Source organism: Agrobacterium sp. CCNWLW155 (genome assembly GCF_036888815.1).
Lineage (GTDB): Bacteria > Pseudomonadota > Alphaproteobacteria > Rhizobiales > Rhizobiaceae > Agrobacterium > Agrobacterium radiobacter.
In genome coordinates this window covers 406,692-422,798 of sequence record NZ_JBAKFW010000001.1, presented here as the reverse complement: position 1 = coordinate 422,798, position 16,107 = coordinate 406,692, and the positions used below count along the sequence as shown (strand labels likewise).

General features: G+C 60.3%; 16 protein-coding genes. 11 read left to right on the top strand and 5 right to left on the bottom strand.

Annotated features, from left to right (window positions below; genetic code table 11):
• The first annotated feature begins 190 nt into the window (after window positions 1–190).
• Genes V6S97_RS02125 through dprA form a run of 4 tightly spaced genes read left to right on the top strand, consistent with a single transcriptional unit; the run spans window position 191 to window position 4,250 of the window.
• The gene (locus V6S97_RS02125; protein ID WP_080866099.1) at window positions 191–1,132 is read left to right on the top strand and encodes an aspartate carbamoyltransferase catalytic subunit; all 942 of its coding nucleotides are present in this window, start codon (window positions 191–193) and stop codon (window positions 1,130–1,132) included.
• Window positions 1,129–2,421: a dihydroorotase gene (locus V6S97_RS02120; protein WP_003502440.1), complete on the top strand. Its 1,293-nt coding sequence runs from the start codon at window positions 1,129–1,131 to the stop codon at window positions 2,419–2,421. Before V6S97_RS02125 ends, V6S97_RS02120 begins: the two co-directional genes overlap by 4 nt.
• A gap of 48 nt (window positions 2,422–2,469) precedes the next feature.
• Complete coding sequence (gene plsY / locus V6S97_RS02115) at window positions 2,470–3,087, top strand: glycerol-3-phosphate 1-O-acyltransferase PlsY (RefSeq protein WP_162686132.1); 618 nt, start codon at window positions 2,470–2,472, stop codon at window positions 3,085–3,087.
• 20 nt (window positions 3,088–3,107) lie between these two features.
• The gene (dprA, locus tag V6S97_RS02110; protein WP_065694940.1) at window positions 3,108–4,250 is read left to right on the top strand and encodes a DNA-processing protein DprA; all 1,143 of its coding nucleotides are present in this window, start codon (window positions 3,108–3,110) and stop codon (window positions 4,248–4,250) included.
• Here the strand turns inward: dprA and V6S97_RS02105 are convergent.
• Window positions 4,203–4,436 carry a hypothetical protein gene (locus V6S97_RS02105; RefSeq protein WP_020012349.1) on the bottom strand — a complete coding sequence of 78 codons (234 nt, stop codon included), beginning with the start codon at window positions 4,434–4,436 and terminating at the stop codon, window positions 4,203–4,205. The two genes, dprA and V6S97_RS02105, sit on opposite strands and share 48 nt — an antisense overlap.
• Before the next feature lie 258 nt (window positions 4,437–4,694).
• Here V6S97_RS02105 and topA point away from each other — a divergent pair, with 258 nt between their 5' ends.
• From topA to rpmG, 6 genes are all read left to right on the top strand, one after another.
• Entirely contained in the window at window positions 4,695–7,364 is a 2,670-nt protein-coding gene (topA, locus tag V6S97_RS02100; RefSeq protein ID WP_209787998.1) for a type I DNA topoisomerase, read from the top strand.
• Complete coding sequence (gene rnr / locus V6S97_RS02095) at window positions 7,361–9,715, top strand: ribonuclease R (RefSeq protein ID WP_111780855.1); 2,355 nt, start codon at window positions 7,361–7,363, stop codon at window positions 9,713–9,715. The genes topA and rnr overlap by 4 nt, the downstream gene beginning before the upstream one ends.
• A gap of 45 nt (window positions 9,716–9,760) precedes the next feature.
• Window positions 9,761–10,204, top strand: coding sequence for a DUF983 domain-containing protein (locus tag V6S97_RS02090; protein ID WP_003502429.1), 444 nt, complete (start codon window positions 9,761–9,763; stop codon window positions 10,202–10,204).
• Window positions 10,205–10,265: 61 nt separating this feature from the next.
• A complete protein-coding gene (locus V6S97_RS02085; protein ID WP_153315051.1) occupies window positions 10,266–10,892 on the top strand; it encodes an NUDIX hydrolase in 627 nt (208 codons plus the stop codon).
• A gap of 17 nt (window positions 10,893–10,909) precedes the next feature.
• Window positions 10,910–12,076 (top strand): MFS transporter, encoded by a 1,167-nt coding sequence (locus tag V6S97_RS02080; RefSeq protein ID WP_003502425.1) that lies wholly within the window; start codon window positions 10,910–10,912, stop codon window positions 12,074–12,076.
• Window positions 12,077–12,165: 89 nt separating this feature from the next.
• Window positions 12,166–12,333, top strand: a complete 168-nt coding sequence (gene rpmG / locus V6S97_RS02075) for a 50S ribosomal protein L33 (protein ID WP_003496403.1) — start codon at window positions 12,166–12,168, stop codon at window positions 12,331–12,333.
• A gap of 896 nt (window positions 12,334–13,229) precedes the next feature.
• Here the strand turns inward: rpmG and V6S97_RS02070 are convergent.
• Window positions 13,230–14,600 (bottom strand): PleD family two-component system response regulator, encoded by a 1,371-nt coding sequence (locus V6S97_RS02070; RefSeq protein WP_020810760.1) that lies wholly within the window; start codon window positions 14,598–14,600, stop codon window positions 13,230–13,232.
• 18 nt (window positions 14,601–14,618) lie between these two features.
• Complete coding sequence (locus V6S97_RS02065) at window positions 14,619–14,990, bottom strand: response regulator (RefSeq protein WP_003496409.1); 372 nt, start codon at window positions 14,988–14,990, stop codon at window positions 14,619–14,621.
• Window positions 14,991–15,121: 131 nt separating this feature from the next.
• Between V6S97_RS02065 and V6S97_RS02060 the strand changes: the two genes are divergently transcribed.
• The gene (locus V6S97_RS02060) at window positions 15,122–15,430 is read left to right on the top strand and encodes a DUF3572 domain-containing protein (protein WP_003502421.1); all 309 of its coding nucleotides are present in this window, start codon (window positions 15,122–15,124) and stop codon (window positions 15,428–15,430) included.
• A 21-nt stretch (window positions 15,431–15,451) separates the two neighbouring features.
• On the opposite strand, the gene V6S97_RS02055 is transcribed toward V6S97_RS02060, so the two are convergent.
• Both V6S97_RS02055 and V6S97_RS02050 read right to left on the bottom strand, forming a co-directional pair.
• On the bottom strand, window positions 15,452–15,712 hold the full coding sequence (locus tag V6S97_RS02055) for a BrnA antitoxin family protein (RefSeq protein ID WP_334426004.1): 261 nt from the start codon (window positions 15,710–15,712) through the stop codon (window positions 15,452–15,454).
• On the bottom strand, window positions 15,678–15,965 hold the full coding sequence (locus tag V6S97_RS02050) for a BrnT family toxin (RefSeq protein WP_003502417.1): 288 nt from the start codon (window positions 15,963–15,965) through the stop codon (window positions 15,678–15,680). Before V6S97_RS02050 ends, V6S97_RS02055 begins: the two co-directional genes overlap by 35 nt.
• Between the last annotated feature and the right edge of the window lie 142 nt (window positions 15,966–16,107).

Here is a 16,107-nt window from a genome sequence, read left to right as displayed (position 1 = left end):
ACATCGCCATGTTTTCATTTCAGGGGTTGCGGGCGCTTGCCCCGCGACCGTGCAATCTCTATAGAGCGCAGGACCGAATTCCGCGGCACTCCTGAGGCGTGTTCACAGCGAATGGGAGCGCACGGATCAGCATTCGGGCGTTCCGGGCATTTTCACGGGAAAATGCGGCGCCCGTCAGGAGGCAAACCGCATGGTCTTCTTCCCCCATCGCCATCTCCTCGGCATCAAGGGGCTTTCCCATCAGGATATCACCCTGCTTCTCGACAAGGCCGATGAGGCGGTGAAAATCAGCCGCCAGCGCGAGAAAAAGACCTCGACGCTCCGGGGCCTCACCCAGATCAATCTGTTCTTCGAAGCCTCGACGCGCACGCAATCCTCCTTCGAGCTTGCCGGAAAGCGCCTCGGCGCAGACGTGATGAACATGTCGGTTGGCAATTCCTCGGTGAAGAAGGGCGAGACGCTGATCGACACGGCGATGACGCTGAACGCCATGCGCCCGGATGTGCTGGTCGTGCGCCACTCCTCCGCCGGCGCCGCCGCTCTTCTCGCACAGAAGGTCGCCTGCTCCGTGGTCAATGCCGGCGACGGCCAGCACGAGCACCCGACACAGGCCCTGCTCGATGCGCTGACCATCCGTCGCGCCAAGGGCCAGCTTTCGGGTATCACGGTGGCGATCTGCGGCGACGTGCTGCATTCGCGCGTGGCTCGCTCCAACATCATCCTGCTCAACCAGATGGGCGCGCGCGTGCGCGTCGTCGCCCCTGCCACGCTTCTACCATCAGGCATTCGCGACATGAGCGTGGAAGTCTTCCACGACATGAAGGAAGGGCTGAAGAATGCCGACGTGGTGATGATGCTGCGGCTGCAGCGTGAACGCATGTCCGGTTCCTTCGTGCCTTCGGTGCGCGAGTATTTCCATTACTACGGTCTCGATGCCGAGAAGCTGAAAGCGGCGAAAGAGGATGCGCTGGTCATGCATCCCGGCCCGATGAACCGCGGCGTGGAAATCGCCTCAGAAGTGGCCGACGGTCCGCAGAGCGTCATCGAAAGCCAGGTGGAAATGGGGGTTGCCGTGCGCATGGCCGTCATGGAAACCCTGCTTGTCTCGCAAAATCAGGGTGAGCGCGTATGAGTGCCGTTACCGTTCTCAACAATCTCCGCATCGTCGATCCTTCCCGTAATCTCGACGAGACCGGCAGCATCGTCATCGGTTCCGATGGCGCTATTCTCGCAGCCGGCAAGGATGCGCATAATCAGGGCGCACCTGAGGGTGCGACGGTGCGCGACTGCAAGGGGCTGCTGGCCGTTCCCGGCCTGGTGGACGCCCGCGTCTTCGTCGGAGAACCGGGTGCCGAACACCGCGAAACCATCGAATCCGCCTCGCGCGCGGCAGCGGCCGGCGGCGTCACCAGCATCATCATGATGCCCGACACCGATCCAGTCATCGACGATATCGCGCTGGTCGAATATGTGAAAAAGACGGCGCGCGACAAGGCGCTCGTCAACGTCCATCCCGCAGCAGCCCTGACCAAGGGTCTGAACGGCGAAGAAATGACCGAGATCGGCATGTTGAAGGAAGCCGGTGCAGTTGCCTTCACCAACGGCCGCAGGGCGCTTTCCGACACGCTGGTGCTGCGCCGCGCCATGACCTATGCGCGCGAACTGGGCGCCGTCATCGCGCTTGAAACCCGCGACAAATATATCGGCGGCGGCGATATGAATGAAGGGCTTTTCGCAAGCTGGCTCGGTCTGTCGGGCATTCCGAAGGAAGCCGAGATCATTCCGCTGGAGCGCGACCTGCGCATTGCCGGGCTGACGCAGGCGATCTACCACGCCGCCAAGATTTCCGTTCCGGAATCGGCAGAAGCGATCCGCGTTGCGCGGCAGCGGGGCGTAAAGGCTACCTGCGGCATCTCGATCAATCACCTCACCCTCAATGAGAACGATATCGGCGAGTACCGGACCTTCTTCAAACTCTCGCCACCGCTGCGCGCCGAAGACGACCGCAAAGCCATGGTGGAAGCGCTGAAGGACGGCACGATCGATATCATCGTCTCCTCGCACGACCCGCAGGATGTCGATACCAAACGCCTGCCGTTTTCGGATGCGGCGAGCGGCGCGATCGGGCTTGAAACCCTGCTAGCGGCGGCGCTGCGCCTGCATCACAGCGGCGAGGTTCCGCTGATACGGTTGATCGATGCGCTCTCCACCCGCCCGGCCAAAATTTTCGGACTGGATGCGGGAACGCTGAAGGCTGGCGCGAAGGCCGATATCACGCTGATCGACCTCGACGAACCGTGGCTTGTGGCCAAGGAACAGCTGGTCTCGAAATCCAAGAACACGCCGTTCGAGGATGCCCGTTTCAGCGGCCGCGCGGTCGCCACTTATGTGGCTGGCAAAGCCGTTCATTCCTTGGCATAAGATCACCAACAGAGATCACGCGGCCGGCGCGACAGAGGGGACGTTTGAATGAGTGCTTTGACTGACTGGCAGACGGCGCCTGCCCTTCTCGCGCTGGCAGCGCTGATTGGCTATCTGTTCGGTTCCATCCCCTTTGGCCTCATTCTCACCCGCATGGCGGGGCTGGGCGACGTGCGCAAGATTGGCTCCGGCAATATCGGCGCGACCAATGTGCTGCGCACCGGCAACAAGAAACTTGCGGCGGCTACCCTGCTGCTTGACGCGCTGAAGGGCACGGCGGCCGTGCTGGTCGCCAATGCGCTCTGGGGTTATGAGGCTTCGCTGGTCGCCGGTTTCTTCGCCTTTCTCGGCCACCTGTTTCCGGTTTGGCTCGGCTTCAAGGGCGGTAAGGGTGTGGCCACCTATATCGGCGTGCTCCTGGGCGTAGCCCCGCTGATGATGCTGGCCTTTGCCCTGATCTGGCTCGCGACCGCCTTCATCACCCGTTATTCCTCGCTGTCGGCGCTGCTTGCCATGCTGGTTATTCCTGTGGCCCTCTGGGTGCTCGGACCTGAAAAGACGGCGCTGCTGGTGACGCTGCTCAGCGTTATTTCCTGGTGGAAACACCGCGAGAATATTACGCGCCTGCTGGCAGGCACTGAAAGCAGGATCGGGCAAAAGGGCTGAGACCCATTTGAGGATATGCCATGCCGCATGAGGAAACGACACGGCAGGGCATAGAGCTTTCCGCGCGGCAGCGTGTCGCCTGGCTGAGGCTGATCCGCAGCGACAATATCGGTCCCGTTACCTTCCGCGAACTCATCAATCATTTCGGCAGCGCCGAAAAGGCGCTCGACGCCCTGCCCGAGCTTTCACGGCGGGGCGGCTCCTCCCGCAGCCCGCGCATCGCGACACAGGCGGAGGCGGAAGGCGAGATCGAAACCGCTGACAAATTCGGCGCGCGTTTCATCGGCATCGGCGAACCGGATTACCCGCCTGCCCTGCGACATCTGGATGGCGCACCACCGCTGATCGCCATGAAGGGATCGGCGGATGCGGCGACAAGGCCCTGCGTCGGCATCGTCGGCTCGCGCAACGCCTCCATCAACGGTGCTAAATTCGCCGCCATGCTGGCGCGCGATTGCGGGCGGGCCGGTTATGCGATCGCCTCCGGTCTGGCGCGCGGCATCGATGCGGCGGCGCACCGGGCAAGCCTTGCAACCGGCACGGTTGCCATGCTGGCAGGCGGTCTCGACCGTCCTTACCCGCAGGAAAATTTCGGGCTGTTGCAGGAGATATACGATCAGGGCGGCGCGACGATCAGTGAAATGCCCTTCGGCTGGGAACCGCGCGCACGGGATTTTCCCCGTCGCAACCGGCTGATATCAGGCGTCTCGCTCGGCGTCGTCATCGTGGAGGCGGCGGAGCGCTCGGGTTCGCTGATCACGGCGCGTCTCGCCGGTGAAGCGGGACGGCTGGTTTTTGCCGTGCCCGGCTCCCCACTTGATGCACGCTGCGAGGGCACCAACCGGCTGATCAAGGAAGGGGCGATGCTGACCACGGGTGCCAACGATATTCTCGAGGCGCTGCGACCGCTGATGGAGCCGCAACTGCCCTATGACCGCAAGATCGAGGAACCGAGATCCGACACGGAGATGTCACCACCAGGAGACGACGAGCGCAGCATCATCGCCGCCGCTCTCGGTCCCTCGCCCGTGGAAACGGACGATATCATCCGTCACACAGGTTTCTCCGCTGCCACCGTTCACCTGGTGCTGCTGGAGCTTGATATTGCAGGACGTCTAAACCGGCATGCCGGGGGGCGCGTGTCGCTCTTCATCGCGGATTGACAGCTTGCGTCGTCCGCTCTGGATATCACCGACTTCGACATAAGCCATCTCGATCAGATAACACAGCATGTCGGCGCCCTCGCGGCTGGCGACCTGGCGCAGCTCCGCCAGCATCTGGCGAATGTAAGCCAAGTTCTCTCTGGTCCCTTCATTGTCGGCATTATTGTTTGTTGCGTTCGGGACCATATATTTATCCTAGGAATTACGCCTGAAACGAAGAGCATTAAGTAGATTCAAATGATGTTGCCCATCATAACCATTTTACCAAAGATTGCAATACAACAATAGATGATCCATAGGTTGCAATCACCTTGGAGTGATAAAATCGGCCTTGCCTCTTGACCCGCGCGCATTACCTGTCCATGTCGAAATATAAAGAAGGCCAATTGCGGCATTGCGCGGCGATCCGGCCATGTTAACGGACCAGTTCCAGAGAAAAACAATATGAATGTCGTCGTCGTAGAATCTCCTGCCAAAGCCAAGACGATCAACAAGTATCTTGGCCCGGGCTATAAGGTTCTTGCATCCTTTGGCCATGTGAGGGATCTTCCTGCCAAGGACGGATCGGTGCTGCCCGACCAGGATTTCGAAATGTCCTGGGAAGTCGACAGCGCCTCCGCCAAGCGCATGAAGGATATTGCCGATGCGGTAAAATCCTCCGACGGCCTCTTTCTCGCAACCGACCCGGATCGCGAAGGCGAAGCCATTTCCTGGCACGTTCTCGATCTTTTGAAGAAGAAGCGCGTTCTCGGCGACAAGCCGGTGAAGCGCGTGGTCTTCAACGCCATCACCAAGAAGGCGGTGCTGGACGCCATGGCGAACCCGCGCGACATCGACGTGCCGCTGGTCGACGCCTATCTCGCCCGCCGTGCGCTCGACTATCTCGTCGGTTTCAACCTGTCGCCGGTTTTGTGGCGCAAGCTGCCCGGCGCGCGTTCCGCCGGTCGTGTGCAGTCCGTTGCGCTGCGTCTGGTCTGTGACCGCGAATCCGAGATCGAGCGTTTCGTTTCCGAAGAGTACTGGAATATCAGCGCGCTTTTGAAGACCCCGCGCGGTGACGAGTTCGAGGCCAAGCTGGTTTCCGCTGACGGCAAGCGGTTGCAGAACCGTGCGATCAAGACCGGTGAAGATGCGAACCGGCTGAAGGCGCTGCTGGAAGGCGCGACCTACGTGGTCGACAGCGTCGAGGCGAAGCCCGTCAAGCGTAATCCCGGCCCGCCCTTCACCACATCGACGCTGCAGCAGGCGGCCTCCTCGCGCATGGGCTTTTCCGCCTCGCGCACCATGCAGGTGGCGCAGAAGCTTTACGAAGGCATCGATATCGGCGGCGAGACCGTCGGTCTGATCACCTATATGCGTACCGACGGCGTGCAGATGGCGCCGGAAGCGATCGATGCCGCCCGCCTTGCCATCGGCGAGCAGTTCGGCGACCGTTACGTCCCGGAAAAGGCGCGTTTCTATTCCACCAAGGCCAAGAACGCCCAGGAAGCGCACGAAGCGATCCGCCCGACCGATTTCAACCGCACGCCGGATCAGGTGAAGCGTTACCTCGATCCCGATCAGCTGCGCCTTTACGACCTGATCTGGAAGCGCGGCATTGCGAGCCAGATGGCCTCTGCCGAAATCGAACGCACCACGGTGGAAATCCTTGCCGACAAGAACGGCGAAAAGGCCGGTCTTCGTGCCGTCGGCTCGGTGATCCGTTTCGACGGTTTCATCGCCGCCTATACCGACCAGAAGGAAGATGGCGAGCAGAGCGACGACGGTGATGACGAAGGCCGTCTGCCGCCGATCAACGAGCGCGAAAACCTCGCCAAGCAGAAGATCAATGCCAGCCAGCATTTCACCGAACCGCCGCCGCGTTATTCGGAAGCCTCGCTGATCAAGAAGATGGAAGAGCTCGGCATCGGCCGTCCTTCCACCTATGCGGCGACGCTGAAAACGCTGAGCGACCGCGAATATATCGTCGTCGACAAACGCAAGCTGATACCGCATTCGCGCGGCCGGCTGGTGACGGCTTTCCTCGAAAGCTTCTTCACCAAGTACGTCGAATACGATTTCACCGCAGCCCTTGAAGAAAAGCTCGACCGCATCTCCGCCGGCGAACTGGACTGGAAGCAGGTTCTGCGTGATTTCTGGAAGGATTTCTTCGCCCAGATCGAAGATACCAAGGAACTGCGCGTCACCAACGTTCTCGATGCGCTGAACGAGGTTCTGGCGCCGCTGGTCTTCCCCAAGCGCGAGGACGGTTCCGATCCGCGCATCTGTCAGGTTTGCGGCACCGGCAATCTTTCGCTGAAGCTCGGCAAATATGGTGCTTTTGTCGGTTGCTCCAACTATCCGGAATGCAACTATACACGCCAGCTGACCTCGGACGGTTCGGAAGCCGAAGCTGCCGCATCGAACGAGCCGAAGGCGCTGGGCGCCGATCCGATGACTGGAGAAGAGCTCACGCTCCGCTCTGGCCGTTTCGGGCCCTATATCCAGCGTGGCGACGGCAAGGAGGCCAAGCGCTCCTCGCTGCCCAAGGGCTGGAAGCCTGAAGATATCGACCACGAAAAGGCTCTGGCGCTCATCAACCTGCCGCGCGATATCGGCAAGCACCCGGAAACCGGCAAGATGATCTCGGCCGGTCTCGGCCGCTACGGGCCGTTCCTGCTGCATGATGGTTCCTACGCGAACCTCGAAAGCATCGAGGACGTGTTCGCGATCGGCCTCAACCGGGCAGTAACCGTCATTGCCGAGAAACAGAGCAAGGGACCGGGACGCGGCCGCAGCGGCACGCCGGCTGCTCTGAAGGAACTGGGCGACCACCCCGATGGCGGCGCGATCACTGTTCGTGACGGGCGTTACGGCGCTTATGTGAACTGGGGCAAGGTCAACGCGACCATTCCAAAGGGACAGGACCCGGCTTCGGTGACGCTGGACGAGGCGTTGGTGTTGATTGCCGAGCGTATTGCCAAGACCGGCACCGGCGGCAAGCCCGCAAAGGCCAAGAAGGCCGATGGTGACGCCGAGGCGAAGCCGAAGGCGACCAAGGCCAAGGCCGCAACAAAGAGCAAGACGGCCGCCAAGCCGAAGGCAGCGGCCAAACCCAAGAAGGCAGCAGAGTGAGCAAGGCGCCGCGTCAGAGACAGGGTTCCGCCAGCGACGGTTTCGGACGCACCGGGCGCGGCAAGCGTGTGAATGAAGGTGAAGGCATCATCCATGGCGAGGTGCCTTCCCGCGAAGTGCTGCTGAAATTCATCGCCGACCACCCGCAGCAGGCCTCCAAACGCGAAATCGCCAAGGCTTTCGGCCTGAAGGGTGAAAACCGCGTGGTCCTGAAGGCGCTGCTGAAGGAGCTTGAAACCGACGGCATGGTCCAGAAGAGCCGCAAGTCTCTGACGCGCCCGGGCGGTCTGCCTCCGGTGACGGTTCTCGACATCACCACCCGTGACAAGGACGGCGAACTGATCGGCCGGCCGGCGGAATGGCCGGAGGATCAGGGCGCGGCACCCGCCGTTCTCATCCGCCAGTCATCGCAGGACCGCGGCAAGAAGGCCCCGGCAGCGGGTCTTGGCGATCGTATTCTGGCGAAGATCTTCCCCTCCAAGGAAAGCGCCGGCCCGGCCTATACGGCCCGTGTCGTGAAGCTGATCGACCGCCGCCAGAACGCGCTGCTCGGTGTATTCAAGGAGACGGCAGGCGGCGGCGGACGGCTTATGCCGATCGACCGGCGCGGCGAGGAAATGGTCATCGACCCCGATGGCGTCGGCGATGCAAAGGATGGCGATCTGATCGAGGTGGAAACCTCGCGCAACAGCGGTCGTTATGGCCTGACGCGCGCCAAGGTTCTGTCGGTCATCGGCTCTGTCGCCTCAGAAAAGGCGATCTCGATGATCGCGATCCATTCCCACGGCATTCCGCATATCTTCCCCTCGAACGTTCTTGCCGAGGCGGATGCAGCCAAGGCGGCCAGCATGTCGCACCGCGAGGACTGGCGCGACCTGCCGCTCATAACCATCGATCCGGCCGACGCCAAGGACCATGACGATGCGGTCTATGCCGAGCCCGACACGTCTCCCGACAATCCTGACGGCGTCATCGTCACCGTCGCCATTGCCGATGTCTCCTGGTATGTGCGGCCCGGTTCGCCGCTGGACCGCGAGGCGCTGAAGCGTGGCAACTCCGTCTATTTCCCCGACCGCGTCGTGCCGATGTTGCCGGAGCGCATCTCCAACGATCTCTGCTCGCTGAAGGAAGGCGTTGACCGCCCTGCCCTTGCGGTGCGGATGACCTTTTCGAAGGAAGGCCGCAAGGCGGGCCACACCTTCCACCGCATCATGATGAAGAGCGCGGCGAAGCTTTCCTACCAACAGGCACAGGCAGCCATTGACGGCAGGCCGGACGACAAGACCGGTACGCTGCTGGAACCTATCCTGAAGCCGCTGTGGCATGCCTATGAGGTGATGAAGCGCGGCCGTGACCGCCGCCAGCCGCTGGAACTCGACATGCCGGAGCGCAAGATCCTGCTTCGGCCTGATGGTACGGTGGACAAGGTCGTCATTCCCGAACGCCTCGATGCGCATAAGCTGATCGAAGAAATGATGATCCAGGCGAACGTCGCCGCCGCCGAGACGCTGGAAAAGAAAAAGCAGCCGCTGGTCTATCGCATCCACGATGCGCCCACGCTTTCCAAGCAGGAGGTTTTGCGCGAATTCCTTGGTACCATCGGCATTACCATGGCCAAGGGAGCGGCCATGCGCGCCAATTCCTTCAATGGCATTCTGGCTCGCGCACTCGACACGCCGCACCAGATCATGGTCAACGAGATGGTGCTGCGCAGCCAGAGCCAGGCGATCTACAGTCCTGAGAATATCGGTCACTTCGGCCTCAACCTGATGAAATACGCGCATTTCACCTCGCCGATCCGCCGTTATGCCGACCTGATCGTGCATCGCGCGCTGGTGGGCTCTCTGGGACTGGGTGAAGGCGGCATCACTCCGCAGGAAGAAGCGACGCTGGACGATATCGCCGCCGAAATCTCCACCTTCGAGCGGCGCGCCATGGCCGCCGAGCGCGACACCATCAACCGCCTCATCGCGCATCATCTGTCTGAACGGGTGGGCGAAGAATTCGAGGGCCGCGTCGGCGGTGTCACCAAGGCGGGACTTTTTGTCGCGCTGCCGCAATTTGGCGCTGATGGTTTTGTTCCTATATCTACACTCGGAACCGATTATTTCCTCTATGATGAGGCCCATCAGGCCCTGACAGGGGAAAAGACCGGCCTCGGCTACCAGCTTGGCGATACGGTTCAGGTGCGGCTTGCGGAAGCGGTGCCTTTGGCAGGTGCGCTGCGTTTCGATATGCTGAGCCCGGGGCGCAAGATGCCGGTCGGCTCGCGGTCGTTCCACAAGGCAGGCCGGCGGACATCTCGTCTTGCCGCCAAGCCTGGAACACGTCCGCCGAGAAGGCGACGATAACAAGACCGCTGCAGGCGGTTGAACGAACGGGAGAAGGACTTAAGGATGAGTGCACATCAGGGCTCGGAAACGGTCACCTTCGGAGACGATAGCGCGGAACGGCCGCTTGGCCGCTCGATCATGCGGGGAATGGCCAATCGTTGCCCGGCCTGCGGCAGCGGCCGCCTGTTCCGGGCCTGGCTGAAGCCGGTGGACGCCTGCGCGGCCTGCGGCGAAGAAATGCATCATCACCGTTCAGACGACCTGCCGCCCTATATCTCCATCGTCATCATCGGCCATATCGCCGTTGGCGGCTTCATGATGACGGATATGGTCCTCAACATTCCCATGTGGGCGCATTTCGCCATCTGGGTGCCGATCACCATTCTGTCCGCACTTTTGACGCTGCAGCCGATCAAGGGCGGCGTCATCGGCCTGCAGTGGGCGCTGCGAATGCACGGCTTTGATCGAAAACAGCAAAAAGTGCAGATAGACGGCTCGTCTCACTGACGTGAGCAGGACCTTGCACGTGCCTGAGCTTTCCCGGGACCCCGAAACGGTGAGCGCTCCTATGCGGCCGCGAGACGCTGCCTCCATCATCCTCTTCGACCGTTCCGGCTCAGGCCCCAGGGTCCTGATGGGCCAGCGCAGCAGCGCCCACGTCTTCATGCCGGGTGCCTATGTCTTTCCCGGCGGCAAACGCGATCCGCGCGACCATGCGCTGCCCTTTTCCGGTGATCTGCACCCTGCCGTCCTCAACAGCCTCACCGCTTCGGCGGCGCGCCGCCTGAGTGCCGCTGGCGCACGGGCTCTGGCGCTGGCCGCCGCGCGCGAGCTTTTCGAGGAAACCGGCGTGAACCTCGGAATGGGTGCCGAAGGTCCTGATCTCTCCCGTTTCCGATATGTGGCTCGCGCCATCACCCCACCCGGTAATGTGCGGCGCTACGACACGCGATTCTTCTGCTGTTATGCCGATGAGTTGGGGCTCGATGTCAGGCTCACCCGTGATTCCGACGAGCTCTCCAACGTGCAATGGCTTGACATGACAGACCTTTCCAGTCTGAACATGCCCAAAATCACACGTACGGTTCTCGAAGATGTCACAAAACTCATGATAGGTGATCCCTCACTGCCCTTTGAAAGCCCCGCGCGGCTCTATATCACGCGCCACGGCCGGTTCATTCGAGACTTTGTATAAAGGCCGTCATGTCACAAATGAAATGCGAAGAAGCGGACGCCATTCACTGGCCCTCACTGATCGCCGCCATTTCCGCCATCAGTGCGGTGGGTGTCGCCATCGGTCTCGGCCTGCCGCTCCTGTCGATCATCCTTGAGAAGCGCGGCATCTCCTCGACCATGATCGGGGTGAATTCGGCCATGGCGGGTGTCGCGGCGATGATGGCCGCCTCGGTGACCAGCAAGATCGCCCATGATTTCGGCGTGGCGCGAACCATGCTTCTCGCGGTCCTGATTTCGGCGCTGAGCGCACTCGGCTTTTATTTCGCCGAAGCCTTCTGGATGTGGTTTCCGCTGCGAATCGTCTTCCATGGCGCGACCACGACGCTGTTCATTCTCTCCGAATACTGGATCAACATGACCGCGCCGCCGAAAAAACGCGGCATGGTTCTCGGCATTTACGCGACCGGCCTTGCGGTCGGTTTCGCGGTTGGGCCATTGCTGTTTTCCGTCGTCGGCAGCGAAGGCATCCTGCCCTTCCTCGTCGGCGCGGCGATCATCCTTCTGGCCGCTATCCCCATCTTCATGGCGCGCGGCGAGAGCCCGGAGCTGGACGAGCGGCCCAATCACCACTTCGTCCGCTACGTCTGGCTGGTGCCGATGGCGTCGGCCGCGGCTTTCGTGTTCGGTTCGGTGCAGGCAGGCGGCCTGTCGCTCTTTCCCATCTACGCCACCCGTGAGGGCTTCAACGAATCGCAGGCGGCGCTGCTGCTGACCGTCATGGGAATCGGCAACATGGTCTTCCAGATACCGATCGGCCTGCTTTCCGACCGGATGAAGGATCGGCGCACCATGCTCGCCCTCATGGCCTTTGCGGGCGTTTGCGGCACGCTGGCGCTTCCGGTTCTGGTGGAAAGCTGGCTTCTGGTGGCGGCGCTGCTGCTGTTCTGGGGCGGCCTCGTCTCCGGCATGTATACCGTTGGCCTCACCCATCTCGGCTCGCGCCTCAAGGGCGCAGATCTCGTGGCCGCCAATGCCGCCTTCATCTTCTGTTACGCCATGGGTACCATTGCAGGACCACAGGCCGTCGGCATTTCCATGGATGTTGCGGGCACTGATGGTTTCGCCTGGGCGCTTGCCGTATTTTTCGGGCTTTACGTGGTGCTTTATGGGTTCCGTTTTGTTTTCCGGGCAAAACAGGCTTGACTTTTCGGGCGCGATACGTAGTTTCGCGCCAGATTTAGCCGAGGTGAGAAGCGCCTGCGGCTTCTCTTTTGTTTAAAGGCAGGACGACCATGGCGAAAGCTACAACAATCAAGATCAAGCTGCTGTCGACAGCCGACACCGGTACCTTCTACGTCACCACCAAGAACAGCCGTACGTTCACGGACAAGATGACGAAGACGAAGTATGACCCGGTTGTACGCAAGCACGTTGAATTCAAGGAAACCAAGATCAAGTAATTTCTTGATCGGGTCTCCGGCAAAAAGCGCGCCCAATGGGCGCGTTTTTTGTTTGTGCCCAGCGGAAGAAGCGGCCACAAGCCCTTTGCGCCCAGAGGCTTCCCAGCGGGAAAACAAGGGGCCTGCCTCCTGCCGCCACGGAAATTGGGCGGTCATTGGCAACGTGTGGACGCAGGTTATCGATGAGTCCGACCACATGGTCTGACGTACCACTCACCACCGCAATCGTTCATGTATTCAGAGGGTGTGCTGGGGGTTACCGCCATCCGCCCCTGCCGCGTGACGACCTCGTCGCGTCGCGTAAGGAAGACGACTGCGCAAGCCGCTACGCTGCAACGCGTGTACCAAAAGCAGGCAATTTTCGGAAATAAGGCGGTCGGCCAACGATGTGATTACGGCACGAGGAACCGATTCGGACATCGTCAGCCGACCGACCCCACGATTCAGGAGATGCGGCGGACCTGAGCATCATGGGGCATTCAAACTACGCAATACCAGCCCCTGACGAGCGAAATCGCGACGGCTAAGCCGCAATCATTCATCATCGCAAGACGGATAAACCGCCGGAAGAACTGTTATTCTCGATTGTGAGTGTGCGCAGAAGTAAAATAAAAATCAAGAAATTCTTAAGCCAGAGACATATCACCTGGGAAACATGGTTAAGTATACAAAGCTGGCACACTATAGTTGCCGGAGAGATTGAATTCAACGTGTTTTTCAACTTGAACTCTATTTATATCGTTAAGCTGCATCCTTTCATTGCAAAACGATAAAATACATCCAAGGTCAATAGCTTGCAGTCTGGCGGTGTCCATTCCCGATTTCCGGCTGAATATTTCGCCGGGACATGACGGAGAGGTTGCGCAATATTTTTTAGTTAATCTGCCACCGCCGGGTCAGGCAGCGGCCGCCACGACGCGGTTGCGGCCGGCGTGTTTCGCCTCGTAAAGCGCCTTGTCCGCATGTTTCAGGATTTCGTCCGGCGCACCGAAGGCGCCGCTGCTGGTGGCTATGCCGAGAGAGGCGGTAATGCTCAATTCCCGGTCGATGGAACGGACATAAAAGGGCTTGTCCTCCACGATCGCCCTCAGGCGCTCGGCGACACTTGCCGCAAGCTCTATCGGCGTATCGGGCATGACGACGACGAACTCCTCGCCGCCATAGCGGCAGGCAAGATCCGCACCGCGCACCGTGCTGCGGATGCGTGCCGCAAACTCCCGCAGCACCTCATCGCCGACATCATGGCCATAGGTATCGTTGACCAGCTTGAAGCGGTCTATATCGGTCATGCAGATGGAGATCGGACGGCCGCGAACGGCGGCGCGGTCGAACAGTATCTTCAGGTGGTTGTCGAGGTAGCGGCGATTGTTGAGGCCAGTCAGCCCGTCGACAATGGCAAGTTCCATCGTGTGCTGCAGATTGAGCCGCAGATGCTCGTTATAACGCTTGCGCCTGATCTGCGTCAGCGAGCGGGCGACGAGTTCGTTCGGATCGATCGGGCGGAGAATATAATCGTTCACGCCGAGATCGAGCGCGCGCGCCACCATCTCATCCGCCCCCTGCTCCGCCACCAGAAGCAGCGGCAGGAAACGGGTGCGTTCCAGCGAGCGAAGCTGCGAGCACAGCCGCAGCGGATCGTAGTCCTCGAAATTGGAATTGACGATGACGAGTTCGAAGGGATTGCTCGCCGCCTTGAGCAGCGCCGCCTGCGGCTCCGTGACAGCATCGACCTCTGCAATCGGCTTGAGCGCCCGGACGATACGTTCCTGCGAGCTGGCGCGGCCGTCCGCCACCAATACGCGGCCGGGCGTCTGCATCAGGCCATCGCTGCGCAGCATCTCCTCGATGCCGATCTGCCGTGCGGTCTCGGCGCGCAGCCGCAGCTCATCGCTGACGGCCTTGAGGCGGACCAGGCTTTTGACGCGGGCGATCAGCTGCAGGTCGTTGACCGGTTTGGTCAGAAAATCGTCGGCGCCGGCTTTGAGGCCGCGCACGCGATCCGACGGCTGATCGAGTGCGGTGACCATCACGACCGGAATATGCGCCGTATTCGGATTGGCCTTCAGCCTTTCGCAGACCTCGAACCCGTCCATGCCCGGCATCATGATATCGAGCAGGATGATATCGACCTGCTCCTCGTCGCAGATGGCCAGCGCCTTGAAACCATCCTCGGCAGTGACGACATCGAAATATTCCGCCACAAGACGCGCTTCGAGAAGCTTCACATTGGCCGGAATATCGTCAACAACCAGAACTCTCGCCGTCATAACCGTTCCCCAGTCGCCTCACGCATCGCCCAGATAAGTCTTGATGATTTCGATGAACTTCGGAACGGAAATCGGCTTCGACACATAGGCCTCGCATCCGCCCTGACGAATGCGTTCCTCGTCGCCCTTCATGGCGAAAGCCGTGACCGCGATGACCGGAATGACATGCAGCTCGTCATCTTCCTTCAGCCATTTCGTCACCTCCAGCCCAGAAACTTCCGGCAGCTGGATATCCATGAGGATGAGGTCCGGGCGGTGCTTGCGGGCGAGATCGAGCGCTTCCATGCCGTTGCGCGTCTGGATCGTCGTATAACCAGACGCCTCGATCAGGTCGCGAAAGAGCTTCATGTTCAGCTCGTTATCTTCGACTATCATGACCTGCTTGGGCATGGTGAGCAGTCCCCGTTTCGCTTTGAAACCTTCATCCAGACATATAGGGTGTCAGAGAACCGATTCCATCGTCCATTTGTTGCGCAAGGCTAGAGGGATTTGGTTTCAAAATAGGTAACTTCGGGGAAGAAATGCTGCGCGATACGAAAAACAAAGGCAATGCCGGCAAAGATCCGCAAGAAACGGCCGCCGCCATACTTGGCTGGCTGGCAAACGAACCGGACATGCTGGCGCGTTTTCTGGCGCTGAGCGGATTGCAGGCCAACATGCTGCGCCAGGCCGTCAACGATCCCGGCTTTCTGGCGGGGCTCACCGATTTTCTGATGAGCCACGAACCCGATCTGATGGCATTTTGCGCCGCGACCGACACTTCCCCCGAAGCAGTGGCGGCCGCCTGGCATCACTTTTCCGGCCCGGGGCTCGATTCTGGCGTGTATTGACGGGCCGAGAGACGGAGACAGTCAGCGTTTCAGCAACGTGCGGGCATAAGATTCCAGAACGGCGTTCATGCGTGTCTGGTATCCCTTCCCGGTGGATTTATACGCCTCGACAACGGATTTCTTGACCCGCAATGTTATTTGCTGTGTTCCCTCGGGCTCCACGAGTTTTGCGTTCGCCCAGAAGCGCTCATCCAATTCGGGAATATCGCTGTAGTCTATCTTCTCGTCCGGCAAGGTGGCGAGTTCTTCAAGGCTCAGTTCTTTTTCGTATTTCTTCGTCATAACGTTTCCTTTCACGGCGGTTTGCCGGCCGGGCGGAGATGATGCGGATGAGACCGGCACGATCGGTATGAATGACCGCCAGAAATACTATTCCTTCAATCTGCCCGATGGTGTGATAACGCGTCTCGCCATACGCTACGCGCTCATCGACCCATGACAGGACCGCATTTTCGAAGATTCGAATCGCAGTCCGAAATCCGACGCCATGCTTTCGGATGTTGGACCGGTTTTTCTCTTCATCCCATTCAAACATGCGTAAAAAATCATCTACAATTGTAACTACAAATATGAGTCAAGATCAAATATTTCCCGCCGCTATGCAAGCTTTTCCCATTCTCCGGGGTTGAAATCTGGGCTTTGTCGCCAACGCCCCTTGAGCCGTCGTCACGGCCGGA